Origin of the sequence: Citrobacter sp. 50677481, assembly GCF_001463265.1 — a bacterium.
GTDB classification, from domain to species: Bacteria; Pseudomonadota; Gammaproteobacteria; order Enterobacterales; family Enterobacteriaceae; genus Citrobacter_A; species Citrobacter_A sedlakii.
In genome coordinates this window covers 554,654-571,460 of record NZ_LNHZ01000027.1, presented here as the reverse complement: position 1 = coordinate 571,460, position 16,807 = coordinate 554,654, and the positions used below count along the sequence as shown (strand labels likewise).

General features: G+C 55.0%; 13 protein-coding genes. 5 read left to right on the top strand and 8 right to left on the bottom strand.

Translation table 11 applies throughout. The annotated features are described in order from the left end of the window. The 8 genes from APU02_RS08475 to APU02_RS08440 all read right to left on the bottom strand — a co-directional run. A partial coding sequence (locus tag APU02_RS08475; RefSeq protein WP_072197092.1) for an autotransporter outer membrane beta-barrel domain-containing protein occupies positions 1-2,042 on the bottom strand: 2,042 nt, incomplete at its 3' end. 338 nt (positions 2,043-2,380) lie between these two features. Then, a complete protein-coding gene (gene narI / locus APU02_RS08470; RefSeq protein WP_042283097.1) occupies positions 2,381-3,061 on the bottom strand; it encodes a respiratory nitrate reductase subunit gamma in 681 nt (226 codons plus the stop codon). Then, positions 3,058-3,753, bottom strand: a complete 696-nt coding sequence (gene narW, locus APU02_RS08465; RefSeq protein WP_060569792.1) for a nitrate reductase molybdenum cofactor assembly chaperone — start codon at positions 3,751-3,753, stop codon at positions 3,058-3,060. Before narW ends, narI begins: the two co-directional genes overlap by 4 nt. Beyond that, the gene (narH, locus tag APU02_RS08460) at positions 3,753-5,297 is read right to left on the bottom strand and encodes a nitrate reductase subunit beta (protein ID WP_060569791.1); all 1,545 of its coding nucleotides are present in this window, start codon (positions 5,295-5,297) and stop codon (positions 3,753-3,755) included. Before narH ends, narW begins: the two co-directional genes overlap by 1 nt. After that, positions 5,294-9,034 (bottom strand): nitrate reductase subunit alpha, encoded by a 3,741-nt coding sequence (locus tag APU02_RS08455; protein ID WP_060569790.1) that lies wholly within the window; start codon positions 9,032-9,034, stop codon positions 5,294-5,296. The genes narH and APU02_RS08455 overlap by 4 nt, the downstream gene beginning before the upstream one ends. A 96-nt stretch (positions 9,035-9,130) precedes the next feature. Next, a complete protein-coding gene (locus APU02_RS08450; RefSeq protein ID WP_060569789.1) occupies positions 9,131-10,519 on the bottom strand; it encodes a NarK family nitrate/nitrite MFS transporter in 1,389 nt (462 codons plus the stop codon). Between the two features lie 226 nt (positions 10,520-10,745). Continuing rightward, a complete protein-coding gene (locus tag APU02_RS08445) occupies positions 10,746-11,324 on the bottom strand; it encodes a TetR family transcriptional regulator (RefSeq protein WP_042283084.1) in 579 nt (192 codons plus the stop codon). 68 nt (positions 11,325-11,392) lie between these two features. After that, complete coding sequence (locus APU02_RS08440) at positions 11,393-12,190, bottom strand: IclR family transcriptional regulator C-terminal domain-containing protein (protein WP_042283082.1); 798 nt, start codon at positions 12,188-12,190, stop codon at positions 11,393-11,395. Positions 12,191-12,401: 211 nt separating this feature from the next. Here APU02_RS08440 and APU02_RS08435 point away from each other — a divergent pair, with 211 nt between their 5' ends. From APU02_RS08435 to benB, 5 genes are all read left to right on the top strand, one after another. Further along, complete coding sequence (locus APU02_RS08435) at positions 12,402-13,574, top strand: muconate cycloisomerase family protein (RefSeq protein ID WP_192841977.1); 1,173 nt, start codon at positions 12,402-12,404, stop codon at positions 13,572-13,574. A gap of 12 nt (positions 13,575-13,586) precedes the next feature. Next, a complete protein-coding gene (gene catC / locus APU02_RS08430) occupies positions 13,587-13,877 on the top strand; it encodes a muconolactone Delta-isomerase (RefSeq protein WP_042283075.1) in 291 nt (96 codons plus the stop codon). Positions 13,878-13,943: 66 nt separating this feature from the next. Further along, positions 13,944-14,870: a catechol 1,2-dioxygenase gene (gene catA / locus APU02_RS08425; protein ID WP_060569787.1), complete on the top strand. Its 927-nt coding sequence runs from the start codon at positions 13,944-13,946 to the stop codon at positions 14,868-14,870. Positions 14,871-14,932: 62 nt separating this feature from the next. Continuing rightward, the gene (locus tag APU02_RS08420; protein ID WP_060569786.1) at positions 14,933-16,315 is read left to right on the top strand and encodes a Rieske 2Fe-2S domain-containing protein; all 1,383 of its coding nucleotides are present in this window, start codon (positions 14,933-14,935) and stop codon (positions 16,313-16,315) included. Next, the gene (gene benB, locus APU02_RS08415) at positions 16,315-16,800 is read left to right on the top strand and encodes a benzoate 1,2-dioxygenase small subunit (protein WP_042283068.1); all 486 of its coding nucleotides are present in this window, start codon (positions 16,315-16,317) and stop codon (positions 16,798-16,800) included. The genes APU02_RS08420 and benB overlap by 1 nt, the downstream gene beginning before the upstream one ends. Positions 16,801-16,807: the final 7 nt, after the last annotated feature.

The following is a 16,807-nucleotide window of genomic DNA, read 5'->3' as shown; positions in this document are numbered from 1 at the left end:
GTGTTAAACATCGTGTTCGCCGCCTGCAGGTTCATGCCGTACAAACCCGCTTCCGGACGCACCGCATTTTCGCGCGGGGTTGGGGAAGGCTCTACCGGATCAACAGGCGCCAGCGGCTCTTGCGGCTCTGGTTGCGGTTCCGTCGATAGCGCGCTGGTCAGATACCAGTTCTTGTCGTTCTGGCCTTCACCACGCGCCAGGGTGTAGTCATAGGCACCCGCCACGATACGTCCGTTTTGGGTAAACACGCCGTCAGAATTACCCGCCACACTGATCAGTTCGATACCGTTCGTTGTCAGGCCGCCTGCGCCGCCCGCGTTCAGCACCGTCACGTTCGTGTTACCGGAGGTATTGCCCTGCACAACCAGCTTGTCGGTGGGTGAGGCATCATCGCCCAGTTGGGTGTTCATCACGAGATTACCGTTATTACCGGCGTAATCACCGTTCACCGTCAGGGTTTTGAACGTTGCCGCGTCGCGGGTCAGTGTGCGGGAGGCGGTGTCGCCAGGCATGAAATTCAGCGTGGCGTCGTTCAGGGTCAGCGTGGTCAGTGTAGAGTTGGCAATCATATCCCAGCGGCTGTTGCTACCATTCAGTTCCATATTGATGGAACCTTGTTCTTCAATAGCCGTGTCGCCATAAATGTAGGAGTTATCGCCAGAGACAATGTTAATCGCATGGTCGCCGCGGACCAGCATTTTACCCCATGCAACCAGCTTATTATTGTTAGTGATATCCGTTGAACCCCAGCGTCCATAAATGGAGTACAGCGTATCGGCGACAGACTCGTAGGCGTTCCGATCGCCTAAAATGACATCGCCAGTAAACAGGGCGTCCGCCTGATAAAGCAGATATGACTCTTTACCCCCCTCAGAGGTAATGGCAATGTTGCCGACGATCGTATCGGCGTCCCATTGCACGATACCGTCATCCTGATTCACGTTGGCGCTAAAAAAGCCCCACAGCGTTGCCTTATCATTGCCGGATAACGTTATTTTCGCATCGTTGATACGATGCGTAGCCGTCTCAGCAGGATCGTCACCCCACAAATAAATACCGCGGACAATATCATTTCCCGAGCTATCAATATCAATTTTATTGATAATCAGATCGGTATGTTTACCGTTGCCGCCGAGGTATGTCAGGCCATCAGCGTAGCCTTCCTCGGTGGTGCTTTTAATTTTGATGCTGACATCGTTGAAGACACGCTTACCGCTCAGGGAGGAACTGGTGAACGAGTCGAAAATAAGAATGCCTGTGACATCAGAGTAGCGGTCAGTTGAATTACTGGTTAACTGAATATCCGTATGTCCGGCCAACTCCAGGTCGGTATATGTGCGAATCCCTTCCAGATAAAAGGTGGGGGAGACAATATTAATGGTGGTGTTACCGGTGACGGTGACTTTCCCGCCCCATAAAGCCATGCCGGTATCGGTTGAGTCGCCAGATTCACGGATGCCGGGACGGGTATACGCGATATCAATATTCTCGGCGTTTAAAATCCCCTGCGATCCGGCGCTGATACCGCCGCCTCTGATGGTGGTCAGGCCTTTCAGGTCGGCCCGGGCATTATCGCCAACGTACAGCCCGTCCGATTCTTCGCTGTCATTCATGTTAATGAAGGTGTAATTTTCGGCGGTCAGTTTGCCGGTGCCGTACAGGGCAATACCATCGGAAGTCGAATAGGTCCCATTCGTGCGCGGGTCGAAGTTAAGGGTAAAATGATTACCCAGATTTATTTCACCGGCTTTAAGGTAAGCGAACCAGACGTTTCGGGAACCTGTTGCGTTTACTACGCCGGTACTGTTCATTGTGATATTGTCGGCGAAATCAACGCGACCATCAGCAACGTTAATATCAATTCTTGAGATTTCATCCCCATTGGTGATATTCACCGTGCGTTGGTCGCTGGGCGTGCTGGCGTCGAGAGTATATTTTACTGGCGCGGAAAAAGCAGAAAAGGTTGTAGTGGCTAATAATGCACTTAATAATAAAGCAATTTTTTTGGGTTTAATTTGGGGTGATAAGGCAGGTATCTTCATAGATAAATTCCAGTATCCTTGAGTAATGCGTAGATAAGACACCAGTCCTGGCGTCTGTTATTTATTTCATAGAAAGAAAGGTAGAACGGCAGGAAAATTGTCTAATTCTGCTTAAGCGAAGGCAAATGAAATTATTTTAACTCGTTGCCAGCATTAATGGCTCAGGCGGGCGCTGAGTGCTGGTCAGAGATGCGATATTTAAGGTATTTAAGAGAATTTTCAACTGTGGCACACAAATCTTCGTCATTTCTTAAATACAGCGCCGTCGTGTTAAGGAAACAGAAAATGATACTTAAGGAAATAAACCCGGCAGGCGAGGCGCTACCGGGCGAAAAAACTTATCGGCGAGAACGGACTATCTGGTATCGGCGGGTAAAATACTCAAACGGCGCGCTCCAGACGTGTACCAGACGGGTGAACGGGAACAGCAGAAAAATGGTCATCCCCAACACCAGATGGACGCGGAAAACAAAGGCAACGCCATTAAGCATTTCTGACGAGCCGCCACGGAAGGTGACAATACTCTGTGCCCAGCCAACCAGCTTCATCATTTCACTGCCGTCAGGATATTGGGCTGAAAACGGAATAGTACTCAGCCCAAGCAGGCACTGGATCAGCAGGATGCTCATGATGATTATGTCAGGCGTGGTCGAGGTGGCGCGGACGCGCTGGTTGGTGAGACGACGCCAGAGCAAACCAGCGCCGCCAATGAGCGTCAGTACACCGCACACGCCGCCGAGAACCATCGCCATTTGCTGTTTGACCGCGATCGGCAAAAACCAGGCGTACATCCAGTGCGGTGTCAACATGCCGAAAAGATGGCCGAAGAAAATGCCGAGTATGCCGATGTGGAACAGGTTCGACCAGACCACCATGCCGCGCTTATCCAGCATCTGGCTGGACGAGGCGCGCCAGGTGTACTGACCATAATCATACCGCAGCCAACTGCCGAGAAAAAAAACGGTCGCGCAGATGTACGGGTAGATATCGTAAAAAAAGACGTTCAGGTACTGTATCATTTCGGGCCTCCCGCACTGACGTCGACGTACTGCGGCGCCACGTCCTGGCTAAAGCGTCGTTGATATTGCTGTAACGGTGAGCTGTCACAGGCTGTGGCGTTATCTTCAATAAACTTCACCTGTTCTTCTTCCCAGACGGCATCAAGCGCCTGACGAGTGTCATCACGGCTTTCTTGCGTTACCTGTGGCGTGACGCTGTCACTTGAAAGCGGGCTTCCGGCGAGGTTCAGCAGGGCATCGAATAATTGATACCACGGGGCGCCGCGCTGTTTCAGCCTCCCTCCCAGTAACGCCAGAATCGGCGCGACGTTTTGCAGACCTTCGCGCGCGTCGGCTTCCGACAAAATGCTGAGATATTCGAGATACAGCGGCAAATGGTCGGGAAGTTCGCGACAGTCGAGTTGCAGACCCACTTTCTCGTACTGGGTCATCAGATCGACCATCGCCTGGCCGCGATCGCGGGACTCGGCGTGGACATGTTCAAACAGCAGTAGCGACGTGGCGCGGCCACGGTCAAAGACTTCACACCATTCGGCCTGCTTATCCAGCAGCGGGGCGTTGAGCATGTCGGTGGCGAAGCCGTTGAGCGCAGGCGCGTCGTGACGCACCATCGCCAGCACTTCGTCTTTGCATTCCCAGAGAAACTCATCCGGGTATTCCATCAACAGACCGATCGCTTTGAGGATTTGCATTATTCTCCCTCCGCTTTATCACGCACTTCGGTGATGTTGATGGCGTCAATGCGGCTACTGTTGAACAGGTTGAACTTGGTGTCGGAACCGTGGCAGCCGTCGCCAAAGGTAAAGCCGCAGCCGTTGCGCTCAGGGAAGGCGTCGCGCGCCATCTCGCGATGGCTGGTCGGGATCACGAAACGGTCTTCGTAGTTGGCGATCGCCAGATAGCGATACATCTCCTCAACCTGTTCGACGCTCAGGCCCACTTCCTCAATGGCGCGGGTATCCGTCACGCCTTCCACTGTTTGCGAACGCATGTAATGACGCATGGCCATCATGCGCTTCAGGGCGCGCAGCACCGGGCCGGTATCGCCTGCGCTGAGCATATTCGCAAGGTACTGCACCGGAATGCGCAGGCTTTCGATCGCCGGCAGTACGCCATTTGACGGCGGCAGCCCTCCGGCGTCGGCGTAAGACTGAATCGGCGACAGCGGCGGGACGTACCAGACCATCGGCAAGGTGCGGTATTCCGGATGCAGCGGCAACGCCAGTTTCCAGTCCATCGCCATTTTATAGACAGGGGAACGCTGCGCCGCGTCGATCACGTTCTGCGGAATACCCTGTTTCAAGGCCTCATCAATCACCGCCGGGTCGTTCGGGTTCAGGAACACGTCGCACTGACGCTCGTACAGATCGGTTTCATGCTCGGTGCTGGCGGCTTCTTCGATGCGGTCTGCGTCATACAGCAACACGCCGAGGTAGCGAATGCGCCCAACACAGGTTTCAGAACACACGGTTGGCTGCCCGGACTCAATGCGCGGATAGCAGAAGATGCATTTCTCAGACTTGCCGCTCTTCCAGTTGAAGTAGATTTTTTTGTACGGGCAGCCGCTAATGCACAGACGCCAGCCGCGGCACTTGTCCTGGTCGATCAGCACGATGCCGTCTTCTTCACGCTTATAGATCGCGCCGCTCGGGCAAGTGGCGACGCAGCTTGGGTTCAGACAATGTTCGCAAAGGCGGGGCAGATACATCATGAAGGTGTTTTCAAACTGCCCGTACATTTCCTTCTGGATCTTGTCGAAGTTACGGTCACGGGCGCGCTTTTCAAACTCGCCGCCAAGCAGTTCTTCCCAGTTTGGCCCCCAGATGATTTTGTCCATCCGCTTACCGTCAATCAACGAGCGCGGGCGGGCAGTCGGCTGGTGTTTACCCTCCGGCGCGCTGTGCAGGTGCTGATAGTCAAAAGTAAAGGGCTCATAGTAGTCGTCTATCTGCGGCACAACCGGGTTTGCGAAGATTTTGGTGATGACGCCCATTTTTCCGCCCATGCGCGGACGTATTTTACCGTTCACGTCGCGAACCCAGCCGCCTTGCCACTCCTCCTGATCTTCCCAGTTTTTCGGATACCCGATACCCGGTTTGGTTTCGACGTTGTTAAACCATGCGTATTCCATCCCTTCACGTCCGGTCCAGACGTTTTTACAGGTGACAGAGCAGGTGTGGCAGCCAATGCATTTATCGAGGTTAAGCACCATCCCAACCTGTGAGCGTATTTTCATTTTTTCGCTTCCTGTACCTGATTGCGACCTTCATCATCCAGCCAGTCGATATTTTTCATTTTTCGAATCATGATGAACTCGTCGCGGTTAGAGCCGACGGTGCCATAGTAGTTAAAGCCATAGGCCAGTTGAGCGTAGCCGCCGATCATGTGTGTGGGTTTCGGACAGACGCGGGTTACCGAGTTATGAATACCGCCACGCATCCCGGTAATTTCTGACCCCGGAATATTCATGATGCGTTCCTGGGCGTGATACATCATGGTCATCCCCGGCGGTACGCGCTGGCTGACCACCGCGCGAGCGGTCAGTGCGCCGTTGGCGTTGAAGGCTTCAATCCAGTCGTTATCTTCAATGCCCAGCTCGCGGGCGTCGGTTTCGCTGATCCAGACAATCGGTCCCCCACGTGACAGCGTCAGCATGAGCAGGTTTTCGCTATACGTAGAGTGGATGCCCCATTTCTGATGGGGCGTCAGGAAGTTGAGCGCTTTTTCCGGGAAGCCGTTGGGCGGGATCTCGCGCATTTCGCTGACGCTGCGGGTGTCTATCGGCGGTCGATAGGCGACAAGGCTTTCACCGAATGCGCGCATCCACTGATGATCCTGATACAACTGCTGGCGGCCAGAAAGGGTGCGCCAGGGGATCAGTTCGTGGACGTTGGTGTAACCCGCGTTATAAGAGACATGTTCGCTTTCCAGACCGGACCAGGTGGGGCTGGAGATGATTTTGCGCGGCTGCGCCTGAATATCACGAAAACGGATCTTCTCATCTTCTTTATTCAGCGCCAGATGGGTATGTTCGCGCCCGGTCATCGCGCCGAGCGCTTCCCACGCTTTCACCGCCACCTGACCGTTGGTTTCCGGCGCCAGCGCAAGGATCACTTCGGACGCGTCCAGCGCGGTGTCGATCCGCGGTCGGCCTTTAGCCGGGCCTTCGCGCTTGGTATAGTTCAGTTTACCGAGGAATTCGACTTCCGCCTCGGTATTCCAGGTGATGCCCTTGCCGCCGTTGCCCAGTTTATCCATCAGCGGGCCGAGCGAGGTGAAGCGCTCGTAAGTGGCGGGGTAGTCGCGTTCCACGACCACCAGGTTGGGCGCGGTTTTGCCGGGGATCAGATCGCACTCGTTTTTGCGCCAGTCGAGGATATCAAACGGTTGCGACAATTCTGCCGGGGAGTCGTGCTGCAACGGCTGCAACACCACGTCGGTTTCCTGACCCAGATGGCCGACACACACCTCGGAAAAGACCTTAGCGATACCCTTGTAGATCTCCCAGTCGCTGCGCGATTCCCACGCGGGATCCACCGCCGCCGACAGCGGGTGAATAAACGGGTGCATATCCGACGTGTTCATATCATCTTTTTCGTACCAGGTGGCGGTCGGCAATACGATATCGGAGAACAGGCAGGTGCTGGACATTCGAAAGTCGAGCGTGACCAGCAGATCCAGCTTGCCTTCAATGGCGGCAGACTGCCATTCCACTTCTTCCGGCTTAATCCCCTCGCTAGAGCCGAGCGCTTCACCCTGAATGCCGCTTTCGGTCCCGAGCAAATATTTGAGCATGTATTCATGCCCTTTGCCGGATGAGCCGAGGAGATTCGAGCGCCAGACAAACAGGTTGCGCGGGTGGTTATTGCCGCTGTCCGGCTGTTCGCAGGCAAAGCGGATATCGCCCGATTTTAGCGCCTGCACGGTGTAATCCACGGGTGACTGACCGGCTTTTTCCGCACGGGTTTTTAGCGTCAGCGGGTTAAGATTGAGCTGCGGCGCGGACGGCAGCCAGCCCATACGCTCAGCCCGCACGTTGAAGTCAATTAAATGGCCGGTAAATTTCGCCGGGTCGGCTAACGGTGAGAGAAGCTCCTGCGCAGTGAGTTTCTCATAACGCCACTGGCTGGCGTGATTATAGAAGAATGAGGTGCTGTTCATCTGGCGCGGCGGACGGTTCCAGTCCAGCGCGAAGGCCAGCGGCAGCCAGCCAGTCTGCGGACGCAGTTTTTCCTGGCCGACGTAGTGCGCCCAGCCGCCGCCGCTTTGTCCGACACAGCCGCAGAACACGAGGATGTTGATCATTCCGCGGTAGTTCATGTCCATGTGATACCAGTGGTTAACGCCGGCACCGAGGATAATCATCGAACGCCCGTGGGTTTTATGCGCCGTATCGGCAAATTCGCGGGCAATGGTTTCAATATGGTAACGCGGTACGCCGGTGATCTGTTCCGCCCAGGCGGGCGTATAGGCTTTCACTTCCGCATAATCTTTCGCGCCGTACGCATCGTCCAGCCCACGATCGAGGCCGTAGTTGGCTAGCACCAGATCATAGACGCTTACTACCGGACAACTGCTGCCGTCAGCAAGCGTCAGGCGTTTCACTGGCAACTGACGGACCAACACCGGTTCCTGCTTCACGCTACGGAAATGCGGGTTTTCGTTCCCTCCGAAATAGGGGAACGCCACCCCCAGGACCTCGTCATGTTGACCGAGCAGAGACAGCGTCAGTTCAGTTTCGTGGCCTGCCGCCAGCGGCTCGAGGTTCCATTTGCCTTTTTCACCCCAGCGGAAGCCAATTGAGCCGTTGGGCGCAACTAACTCACCGGCGCTGTTGTATGCCACGGTTTTCCATTCCGGATTGTTGGCTTCGCCGAGACCGCCGACCAAATCGGACGCACGCATCATGCGGCCCGGAACGAAGCTGCCATCTTCGCGCGCATCCAGCAAAACCAGCATCGGCATGTCGGTATAGCGGCGGCAATAGTTGAGGAAGTAGTCGCTGGGGTTATCGAGATGGAACTCTTTGAGAATGACGTGGCCCATCGCCATCGCCAGCGCGCTGTCGGTGCCTTGCTTCGGCGCCAGCCACTGGTCGCTCAGCTTGGCGACCTCCGAAAAGTCAGGCGTAATGGCAACGGTTTTCGTGCCTTTGTAGCGGACTTCGGTAAAGAAGTGGGCGTCCGGGGTTCGGGTCTGGGGGACGTTTGACCCCCAGGCGATGATGTAGCTGGAGTTGTACCAGTCGGCGGATTCCGGCACATCGGTCTGTTCGCCCCACGTCATGGGCGATGCAGGCGGCAGGTCGCAATACCAGTCGTAGAAGCTCAGGCAGGTCCCGCCGAGCAGCGAGAGATAACGGGTTCCGGCGGCATAGGACACCATCGACATTGCCGGGATCGGCGAAAATCCGGCAACGCGGTCCGGACCGTAGGTTTTTATCGTCCAGACGTTGGCCGCCGCGATCAGTTGATTCAACTCTTTCCAGTTGGACCGGATAAATCCGCCACGCCCGCGCACCTGTTTGTAACTCATGCATTTCTGCGGGTCGTTCATGATCGATTCCCAGGCCAGTACCGGGTCGCTGCACTGGGTCAACGCTTCGCGCCACAGTTCGATCAGGCGCTTGCGCACTAACGGGTACTTCAGACGATTGGCACTGTATAAATACCACGAATAGCTGGCCCCGCGTGGGCAACCGCGCGGTTCGTGGTTGGGCAGATCCGGACGGGTACGCGGATAGTCGGTCTGCTGGACTTCCCAGGTGACCAGGCCGTTTTTCACATAAATTTTCCAGCTACAGGAGCCGGTACAGTTCACCCCGTGGGTGGAACGCACAATCTTGTCGAACTGCCAGCGTTGACGATAACTGTCTTCCCAGTCGCGGTTGGTGTGCATCACCTGACCGTGACCGTCAGCGAAGGTGTCGCCCTTAGATTTAAAATAGCGGAAGCGATCCAACAGCTTGCTCATGACATTTCTCCTGCTTCGATAATGTTGCCGTCGTTCTGCAAGCCGGAGGATGGGGCAAGCGCCTTCTCCGGCCTGATAACAGCGATGTATATGTTGTTATTGTTGTGTGGGTTTGCGGCGACCGTAGACCAGCCAGGTCACCAGTACGCAGACGATGTAGAACACCAGAAAAATTTTCATGGCGCCGACGGGGGAGCCGGTCATTGCCAGTGACGTACCAAAGGCTTTCGGGATAAAGAAGCCGCCGACCGCGCCGATGGCGGAAATAAAGCCCAATGCCGCCGCGGTATCGGTCACCGCTTCACGCTGCGCCTGCTCATCTGTGCCGCCGCGAAGTTTGACTTTGTAAAGGGTGAGCTGGCGGAAGATCACGGCAATCATCTGGAAGGTGGAGCCGCTGCCCAGGCCCGCCGAGAAAAATAGCCCCATAAAGACGAGGTAGAAGGCGATAAAACTTCCTGAACCTGTACCGGGCAATGTCAGGAACAGTAGCGCGGAAAACAGCGCCATAAAGATGAAGTTGATCAGCGTCACGCGAACGCCGCCGAACTTATCGGAAATCACACCGCCAGCAGAGCGCGCCAGTGCGCCGATAAACGGGCCGAAAAACGCCAGATTCAGAATGTCGACCTCCGGAAACTGCGTTTTGGACAGCATGGCAAAGCCTGCTGAAAAACCGATAAACGAGCCGAAGGTCGCCAGATACAGCAGGCTGAGCAGCCAAAGATGAAAACGCTTGAGCACCGGTAACTGCGAGGCGATGGAGGCTTTTGAACTGGCGATATCGTTGGTGCCCATCCAGGCGGCGACAGTGGCGATAGCCAGTAGCGGCACCCAGATCCACGCGGCATTCGCCAGGGAGAGCAGACTGCCGTCAGGCTGCGGAACGCCCTGCACGCCGAGGAAGGTGAAAAGGGGCAAGAAGATCACCAGCGGCGCGACCAACTGCATTACGCTCACCCCGAGGTTGCCCAACCCTCCGTTAACGCCCAGCGCGCTACCCTGTTTCGCCTTTGGAAAAAAGAAGCTGATATTGCCCATGCTGGAAGCAAAGTTGGCCCCGGCAAATCCACAGAGCAGCGCAATAATAATAAACACCCCGAAAGGGGTATTCGGGTTCTGAACGGCAAAACCGAGCCAGACGCAGGGAATAATCAGGATCGCGGTGCTGAAAACCGTCCAGCGACGTCCGCCAAATATAGGCACCATAAAGGAGTAGGGGACGCGTAATATTGCGCCAGAGAGAGAGGGTAATGCCGTTAATAAAAACAATTGATCGGTGGTGAAATTAAAACCAATTTTATTAAGATTGACCGCTACCGCGCTAAAAAGCATCCAGACACAGAAGGCAAGTAACAGACAAGCCACTGAAATCCAGAGATTTCGTCGTGCGATGTGTTTTCCTTTATGTTCCCAGAAAGCGGGATTTTCAGGCTTCCAGTCACTCAAGAGATAACGATTATTTTTCTCATTTTGTAGCGCCATATTGCCCCTCGCATGCACATGTCGTTCATAAAAAAATAAAAAAGCAGGCCAAAGGGCGCATAACGCACGCTGTGCATTCGCCCTTTTTAGAATTTATTGATGTTTTTAGGAATATTGATGAAAGGATAGATAGAAAACGCGCAACCGGGCGGCGCGAAGGGGCAGAAAAAGTTGCTTAAGTGTTACTAAATGTAAACAAAAGATGTACTGTTTTTACATCTACGGTTCAGGAAAACAGCTCCAGGCTGATCATACGATCCAGATGACGTTCAAAAGCGGGATCCGCCATTTCCTGAAGACCAAGCACATACATGCCATCCAGGCCGCACACCAGGGCAATCAAACGCCAGGCAATATCCGCAGGGCCATCTGCCGTCGAGAATTCCCCTTCTGCCAGTCCACCTTCAATAATGGCCGTGGTCTTTTCATGCCACATGCGCATAGTGAGCAGGTAGGCGCTTTTGATATCCGCGTCCTGGTCGGCAAGGATCTGCGCTTCACGCCAGAGTTTGATATAAGGTTCGAAACCGCCGTCGTCGCTGCCAAGCATAGCATGCAGGCGCGCGCGCCAGCTGGCATCTTCGCCCGGGACGTCTGCGTCAAGCAACGTACTGATAATGCGCACAAATGCTTGCGATTTCAGATCGCCGGCAGAGGTAAAGTGATGATGTACCTGACCAGCGGCGACTTTCGCCTCGGTGGCAATACGTCGGACCGTCATGGCTTTAAACCCATCTTCCAGCCCCACGCGCATTGCCGCCTGCAAAATCACTTCACGACGCTCATCTTTATGCAGATAGCCCATATGTACCTGTATCTTCCTGAAAAATGGCAGTGTAACAAAAAGCTGGACGCCTGTTCAATTACGGCAGTTTATAGCTTAAGCGACAGCTCCATCGCAGCGCGACGCAAGGGCGCGAGGGCTTTTAGCTTTAGTGCGTCGGCGCTCATCGATGAAGCCGGTACGCCGACGTTTAACGCGGCGACAAGGGTGCCGCTACGCGAAAGCAGCGGTACCGCCAGCGAGCATAAGCCCACTTCGATCTGACGATCGGCGAGCGCGTACCCCTGCATCCGCACCCGTCTGATTTCATCGCGTAGCGCAGAACGATCGCAAAGGGTATACGGGGTATAACGCAGTAAACTTGCTCGTGACAGTGTCACCTCTAACTGCTCTTCCGGCAGCGCGCTTAGCAGTACCCGTCCCATTGACGTAGCCCACGCCGGTAAACGACTCCCGCGCCCGATATCGACGCTGAGCAAATTGTTCATGGCTGCCCGGGCGATGTAAAGCACGTTGTCGCCGTCCAGCGTGGCCGCAGAGCACGACTCGCCGAGCGTTCTGGCAAGGTCATCTAATGCCGCCTGCGCCACTTTCGCCAGCGGCGTACCGGCCAGATAGGCATGGCCTACGGCCAGAACGCGCGGAAGCAGCTCATAGCTGCGGCCATCAGGGGTGTGCACCATGCCAAGTGCGGCGAGAGTGTACAGACAACGCCTGACCGCGGCGCGTGAAATCTGCGTCTTTTGACTGAGTTGTGAGATGGTCAGGCGCTGACGCTGCGGGGTGAAGGCGTTCAGTACCGCCAGACCGCGCGCCAGCGACAGCATGAAATTCGGGTCCGATGCGGCCTGTCGCGTGCCGATCGTCGGCTGATGTTCATCGCTCATTGAATTCCTCTCCGCTGCAATTCGAAGCCATAGCGCACTCACTATACCTCGCGTGTGGGGACGGAAGGCGGAATATCCCCGTTTTCCCACGGGGATCACATTATTAACTTCAATGTAACATTCGCGCCGATAATCGCACACCATTTCGATTATCGCCGTTGACCCACTTCCCGGCTGACCCCTATTGTCAAAAGCACCGTCACCGTTCGTTATTGATGACGATCGCAAAAGTTATGACACGCATTCTCAGGAAGAAATGATGAGCGCAACCGTTGAAGAGATTGAAAGCTGGCTGGTCGATGTTCCGACCATCCGCCCCCATAAATTATCGATGACCACGATGGGCTGTCAGAGTCTGGTTATCGTGCGTATCACCCGTTCGGACGGCATTCAGGGCCTGGGAGAGGCGACAACCATCGGCGGGCTGAGCTACGGCGTAGAAAGTCCGGAGGCAATCCAGTCTGCGATTAGCCATTATCTGACCCCGCTGCTCAAAGGTCAGCCCGCAGATAATCTCAATGTGCTGACGGCGCGGATGAACGCAGCCGTGAAGGGCAATACTTTTGCGAAATCGGCCCTCGAAACGGCGCTACTGGACGCGCAGGCAAAAGCGCTTGGGTTGCCCGTTTCTGCGCTACTGGGCGGCGCGCTGAACACTGCGCTGCCCGTTCTCTGGACGCTGGCAAGCGGGAATACCGCAAACGACATTGCCGAAGGGCAGCGACTGCTGGAGGAAGGTCGACACCAGGCGTTTAAGCTGAAAATTGGCGCCAATGCGCTGGATGACGATCTTGGCCACACGCGGGCTGTTGTCGAGGCGCTTGGCGACCGCGCCAGCATTCGGGTAGATGTCAATCAGGCATGGGACGCGACCGTCGCCGCGAAAGGCTGTCGGGAACTGGCGGCGATGGGGGTCGATCTGATTGAGCAACCGGTCAGCGCGCAGGACAGCGCGGCGCTGGTACGCCTGAGTCAGCAAACTGACGCCGCCATTCTGGCCGACGAGTCCGTCGCCAGCCATTTTGACGGTTACCGTCTGGCACAGCAGGGGTTTAGCGGCGCCTGGGCGTTAAAAATCGCCAAAGCGGGGGGGCCCGCCAGCGTGTTGAAACTGGCGCACGTCGCGCAGGCTGCCGGAATCAGTTTGTATGGCGGCACCATGCTGGAAGGAACGATTGGCACTGTCGCGTCGCTGCACGCCTGGTCGACGTTGTCATTACCGTGGGGAACGGAGATGTTTGGGCCGCTGCTCCTGAAGGATGACATTGTCTGCGTACCGCTGTCTTTCGCGAATGGCCACGTGGCGCTGCCGCAAACGCCCGGACTGGGCGTGGAACTGGATGAGGATAAATTACGCTTTTATGCCCGCGCACAGCGGGAATAACAGGAGGTCAACATGCTATTTAAAGTGGAAATGACCGTCAATATTCCGTACGGACTGCCGGTTAAAGAACAAGAAGAGATGAAAGCCCGCGAAAAAGCGTATTCCCAAAGGTTACAACGGGAAGGGAAATGGCGCCATATCTGGCGCGTCGCAGGGCTGTACGCCAATATCAGCGTTTTCGATGTTCAGGATGCTGAAGAATTACATCAAATACTTATGGGGTTGCCGCTTTATCCTTTCATGGAGATTCATGTGGAAGCGCTGTGTCGCCACCCGTCGTCGATTCATGACAGCGATAAATAATCCTTACGCCGAACGCCGGAAATCGTTCTGGTATGACCCTACAGAAAATAAGAAGCGAGAAATATTATGAGCCATTCATTTATCAACCAACACACTGTTCAGGATTTATTGCGTGAAAGCGCCGGATTAAACTCGACCGATGGAAACGAACGTTTTAAATCGATTATTCATCGCTTGCTCACGAATATCTGTACATTAATTGACGACTACAATGTGACACAGGAAGAATTCTGGCATGCGGTGAATTATCTGCATGAACTTGGCGGACGTAAGGAAGCGGCGTTATTGGCGGCCGGATTGGGTCTGGAGCACTTTCTTGATCTGCGCCAGGAAGCGATCGAAGCCAGCCAGTCATCCGAAACGGGAACCCCACGCACCATTGAAGGGCCACTTTATGTTGCAAACGCGCCGCTGGCTGACGGGCATGACCGGATGGATGACGGTCTGGACGACGGAGAAGTCATGTGGCTGTACGGTGAAGTAAAAGACGTGCAGGGACGCCCCGTCGCAGGCGCGATCGTGGACATCTGGCACGCCAATACGCTCGGCAACTATTCGTTTTTCGACTCCAGCCAGAGCGAATATAACCTGCGTCGCCGCATACGCACCGACGCGGAAGGACGCTACAGCGTGCGGAGTATTTTGCCTTCCGGCTATGGTTGTCCTCCTGATGGCCCTACCCAGGCGTTACTCGTCCGTCTGGGCCGCCACGGTAACCGGCCTGCTCATATCCATTTCTTTGTCTCTGCGCCGGGCTTTAAGCACCTTACCAGCCAGATTAATCTTAATGGCGATCGCTACCTGTGGGACGATTTTGCGTTTGCCACTCGCGATGGTCTGATCGCCGATCCGGTGAAGGTTACCGATCCCGCATTAATTGCGCAGCGTCAACTGGCAGGAGAACATACCGAGGTGCGATTCGACTTTACGCTCTGCAAGGCGCAGCGCGCCGAAGAAGAACAGCGTATTACTCGCCTGCGCGCGCTGGAATAATTCACCGCCTAATAAAGATTCACTGAATGCTTAATCCTGAATGATGCAGGAGGACCAGACACATGCAAAAAACGCTCTCGGCATTAAAAGATAAAATTTCCCAGGCCTTAATTGTCGATCGGGAAAACCATATTTATCGCTGTCATCGCTCTATCTTTACCGATAGCCAATTATTTGATTTTGAAATGAAGCATATATTCGAAGGTAATTGGGTATTTCTGGCGCATGAAAGTCAGATCGCGCAACCCGGCGATTATTATACTCTGACACTGGGCCGCCAGCCCGTTATTATTACACGCGACAAGCAGCAGACCCTCCATGCGTTAATTAATAGCTGTGCGCACCGCGGCGCGATGTTATGCCGACGTAAAACCGGAAATAAAAACTCGTTTACCTGTCCGTTTCATGGCTGGACGTTCAGTAATAACGGCAAGCTGCTTAAGGCGAAAGATGAAAGTACCGGCGGGTATCCAGACTCTTTTAAGCAGGACGGATCGCATGATTTAAAAGCCCTGCCACGCTTTGCGTCTTATCGTGGATTTTTATTCGGTAGCCTCAATGACGAGGTACAACCGCTGGAGGAGTATCTTGGCGAGACACGGAAAATCATCGATCTGATTGTCGACCAGGCGCCGGAAGGGCTGGAAGTGCTGAAGGGGTCTTCCAGCTATGTCTACGAAGGGAACTGGAAGTTGGGAGCGGAAAACGGCGCCGACGGCTACCATGTCAGCGTCGTGCACTGGAACTATGCCTCGACGATGTCGCGACGCAACTATGAAGCGGACGGTACGCGCGCGGTGGACGCCAACGGCTGGTCAAAAAGCCTCGGTGGCGGCTATGGCTTTAAAAATGGCCACATGTTGCTCTGGACGCGCGCCATCAACCTGGAAGTGCGCCCGGTTTATGATCACCGGGCGCGGCTTCAGGCGACATTCGGAGAACGACGCGCAGACCAGATGGTCAACGAAACCCGCAATTTATGCCTGTATCCCAACGTCTATCTGATGGATCAGTTTTCGACACAAATTCGCGTTATTCGTCCTCTGGCGGTAGACAAAACGGAAGTCACGATCTGGTGTTTCGCGCCAAAAGGGGAATCTGATCAAGCGCGAGCGCTACGTATTCGTCAATACGAGGATTTCTTTAATGTCAGCGGTATGGGAACCCCTGACGATCTCGAAGAGTTCAGCGCCTGCCAGCGTGGATACCTGGGGGAAAATCTGGCCTGGAGCGATCTGAGCCGCGGCGCGCTGCACTGGGTCGACGGTCCGGACGAGCACGCCCGTCACGCCGGTTTTACGCCACTGTTGAGCGGGGTGAAGTCCGAAGACGAGGCGCTGTATATCGCGCATCACCATCACTGGCAAAACGTGATGCTCGCGGCAGTCGAAAAAGAGCGGCAACGTTACGAGCAGTCGATCACCCAACGCGTGGAGGTAGTCTGATGTTGACCCTGGAACAGGTGCGTCAGTTTCTGTATTACGAAGCGCGGTTGCTGGATGATCGCCAGTGGGATGCGTGGCTGAACTGCTATAGCCCCGGCGTGGTGTTCTGGATGCCCGCGTGGGGAGATGATGATAAACCGACCCGCGATCCGCAACGTGAAATCTCGCTTATTTATTACCCGAATCGCGAGGGGCTGGAAGATCGGGTGTATCGCATCAAAACGGAACGGTCCGGCGCCAGCACGCCGGAACCGCGTACCACCCATATGATCGCGAATGTCGAACTGTTGGGCGAAACGGCGGAAGGCCTGGCGGTGCGCTACAACTGGGTGACCTACAGCCACCGGTATCAGCATACCGATGCGTATTTTGGCACGACGCACTGCACGCTGATTGAAGAAAGCGGCGTCCCGCAAATTGTGCGTAAAACAGTGCGGCTGAACAATGACTATATCCGTCAGGTGATTGATGTGTATCACATTTAAGAGGTGC

Excerpts from the sequence above, each read along its gene's own strand:
- APU02_RS08450 (WP_060569789.1), bottom strand. The coding sequence starts at position 10,519 with ATGGCGCTACAAAATGAGAAAAATAATCGTTATCTCTTGAGTGACTGG.
- narI (WP_042283097.1), bottom strand. The coding sequence starts at position 3,061 with ATGATACAGTACCTGAACGTCTTTTTTTACGATATCTACCCGTACATC.
- narW (WP_060569792.1), bottom strand. The coding sequence starts at position 3,753 with ATGCAAATCCTCAAAGCGATCGGTCTGTTGATGGAATACCCGGATGAG.
- narH (WP_060569791.1), bottom strand. The coding sequence starts at position 5,297 with ATGAAAATACGCTCACAGGTTGGGATGGTGCTTAACCTCGATAAATGC.
- benB (WP_042283068.1), top strand. The coding sequence starts at position 16,315 with ATGTTGACCCTGGAACAGGTGCGTCAGTTTCTGTATTACGAAGCGCGG.
- APU02_RS08420 (WP_060569786.1), top strand. The coding sequence starts at position 14,933 with ATGCAAAAAACGCTCTCGGCATTAAAAGATAAAATTTCCCAGGCCTTA.
- APU02_RS08455 (WP_060569790.1), bottom strand. The coding sequence starts at position 9,034 with ATGAGCAAGCTGTTGGATCGCTTCCGCTATTTTAAATCTAAGGGCGAC.
- APU02_RS08445 (WP_042283084.1), bottom strand. The coding sequence starts at position 11,324 with ATGGGCTATCTGCATAAAGATGAGCGTCGTGAAGTGATTTTGCAGGCG.
- APU02_RS08440 (WP_042283082.1), bottom strand. The coding sequence starts at position 12,190 with ATGAGCGATGAACATCAGCCGACGATCGGCACGCGACAGGCCGCATCG.
- catA (WP_060569787.1), top strand. The coding sequence starts at position 13,944 with ATGAGCCATTCATTTATCAACCAACACACTGTTCAGGATTTATTGCGT.
- catC (WP_042283075.1), top strand. The coding sequence starts at position 13,587 with ATGCTATTTAAAGTGGAAATGACCGTCAATATTCCGTACGGACTGCCG.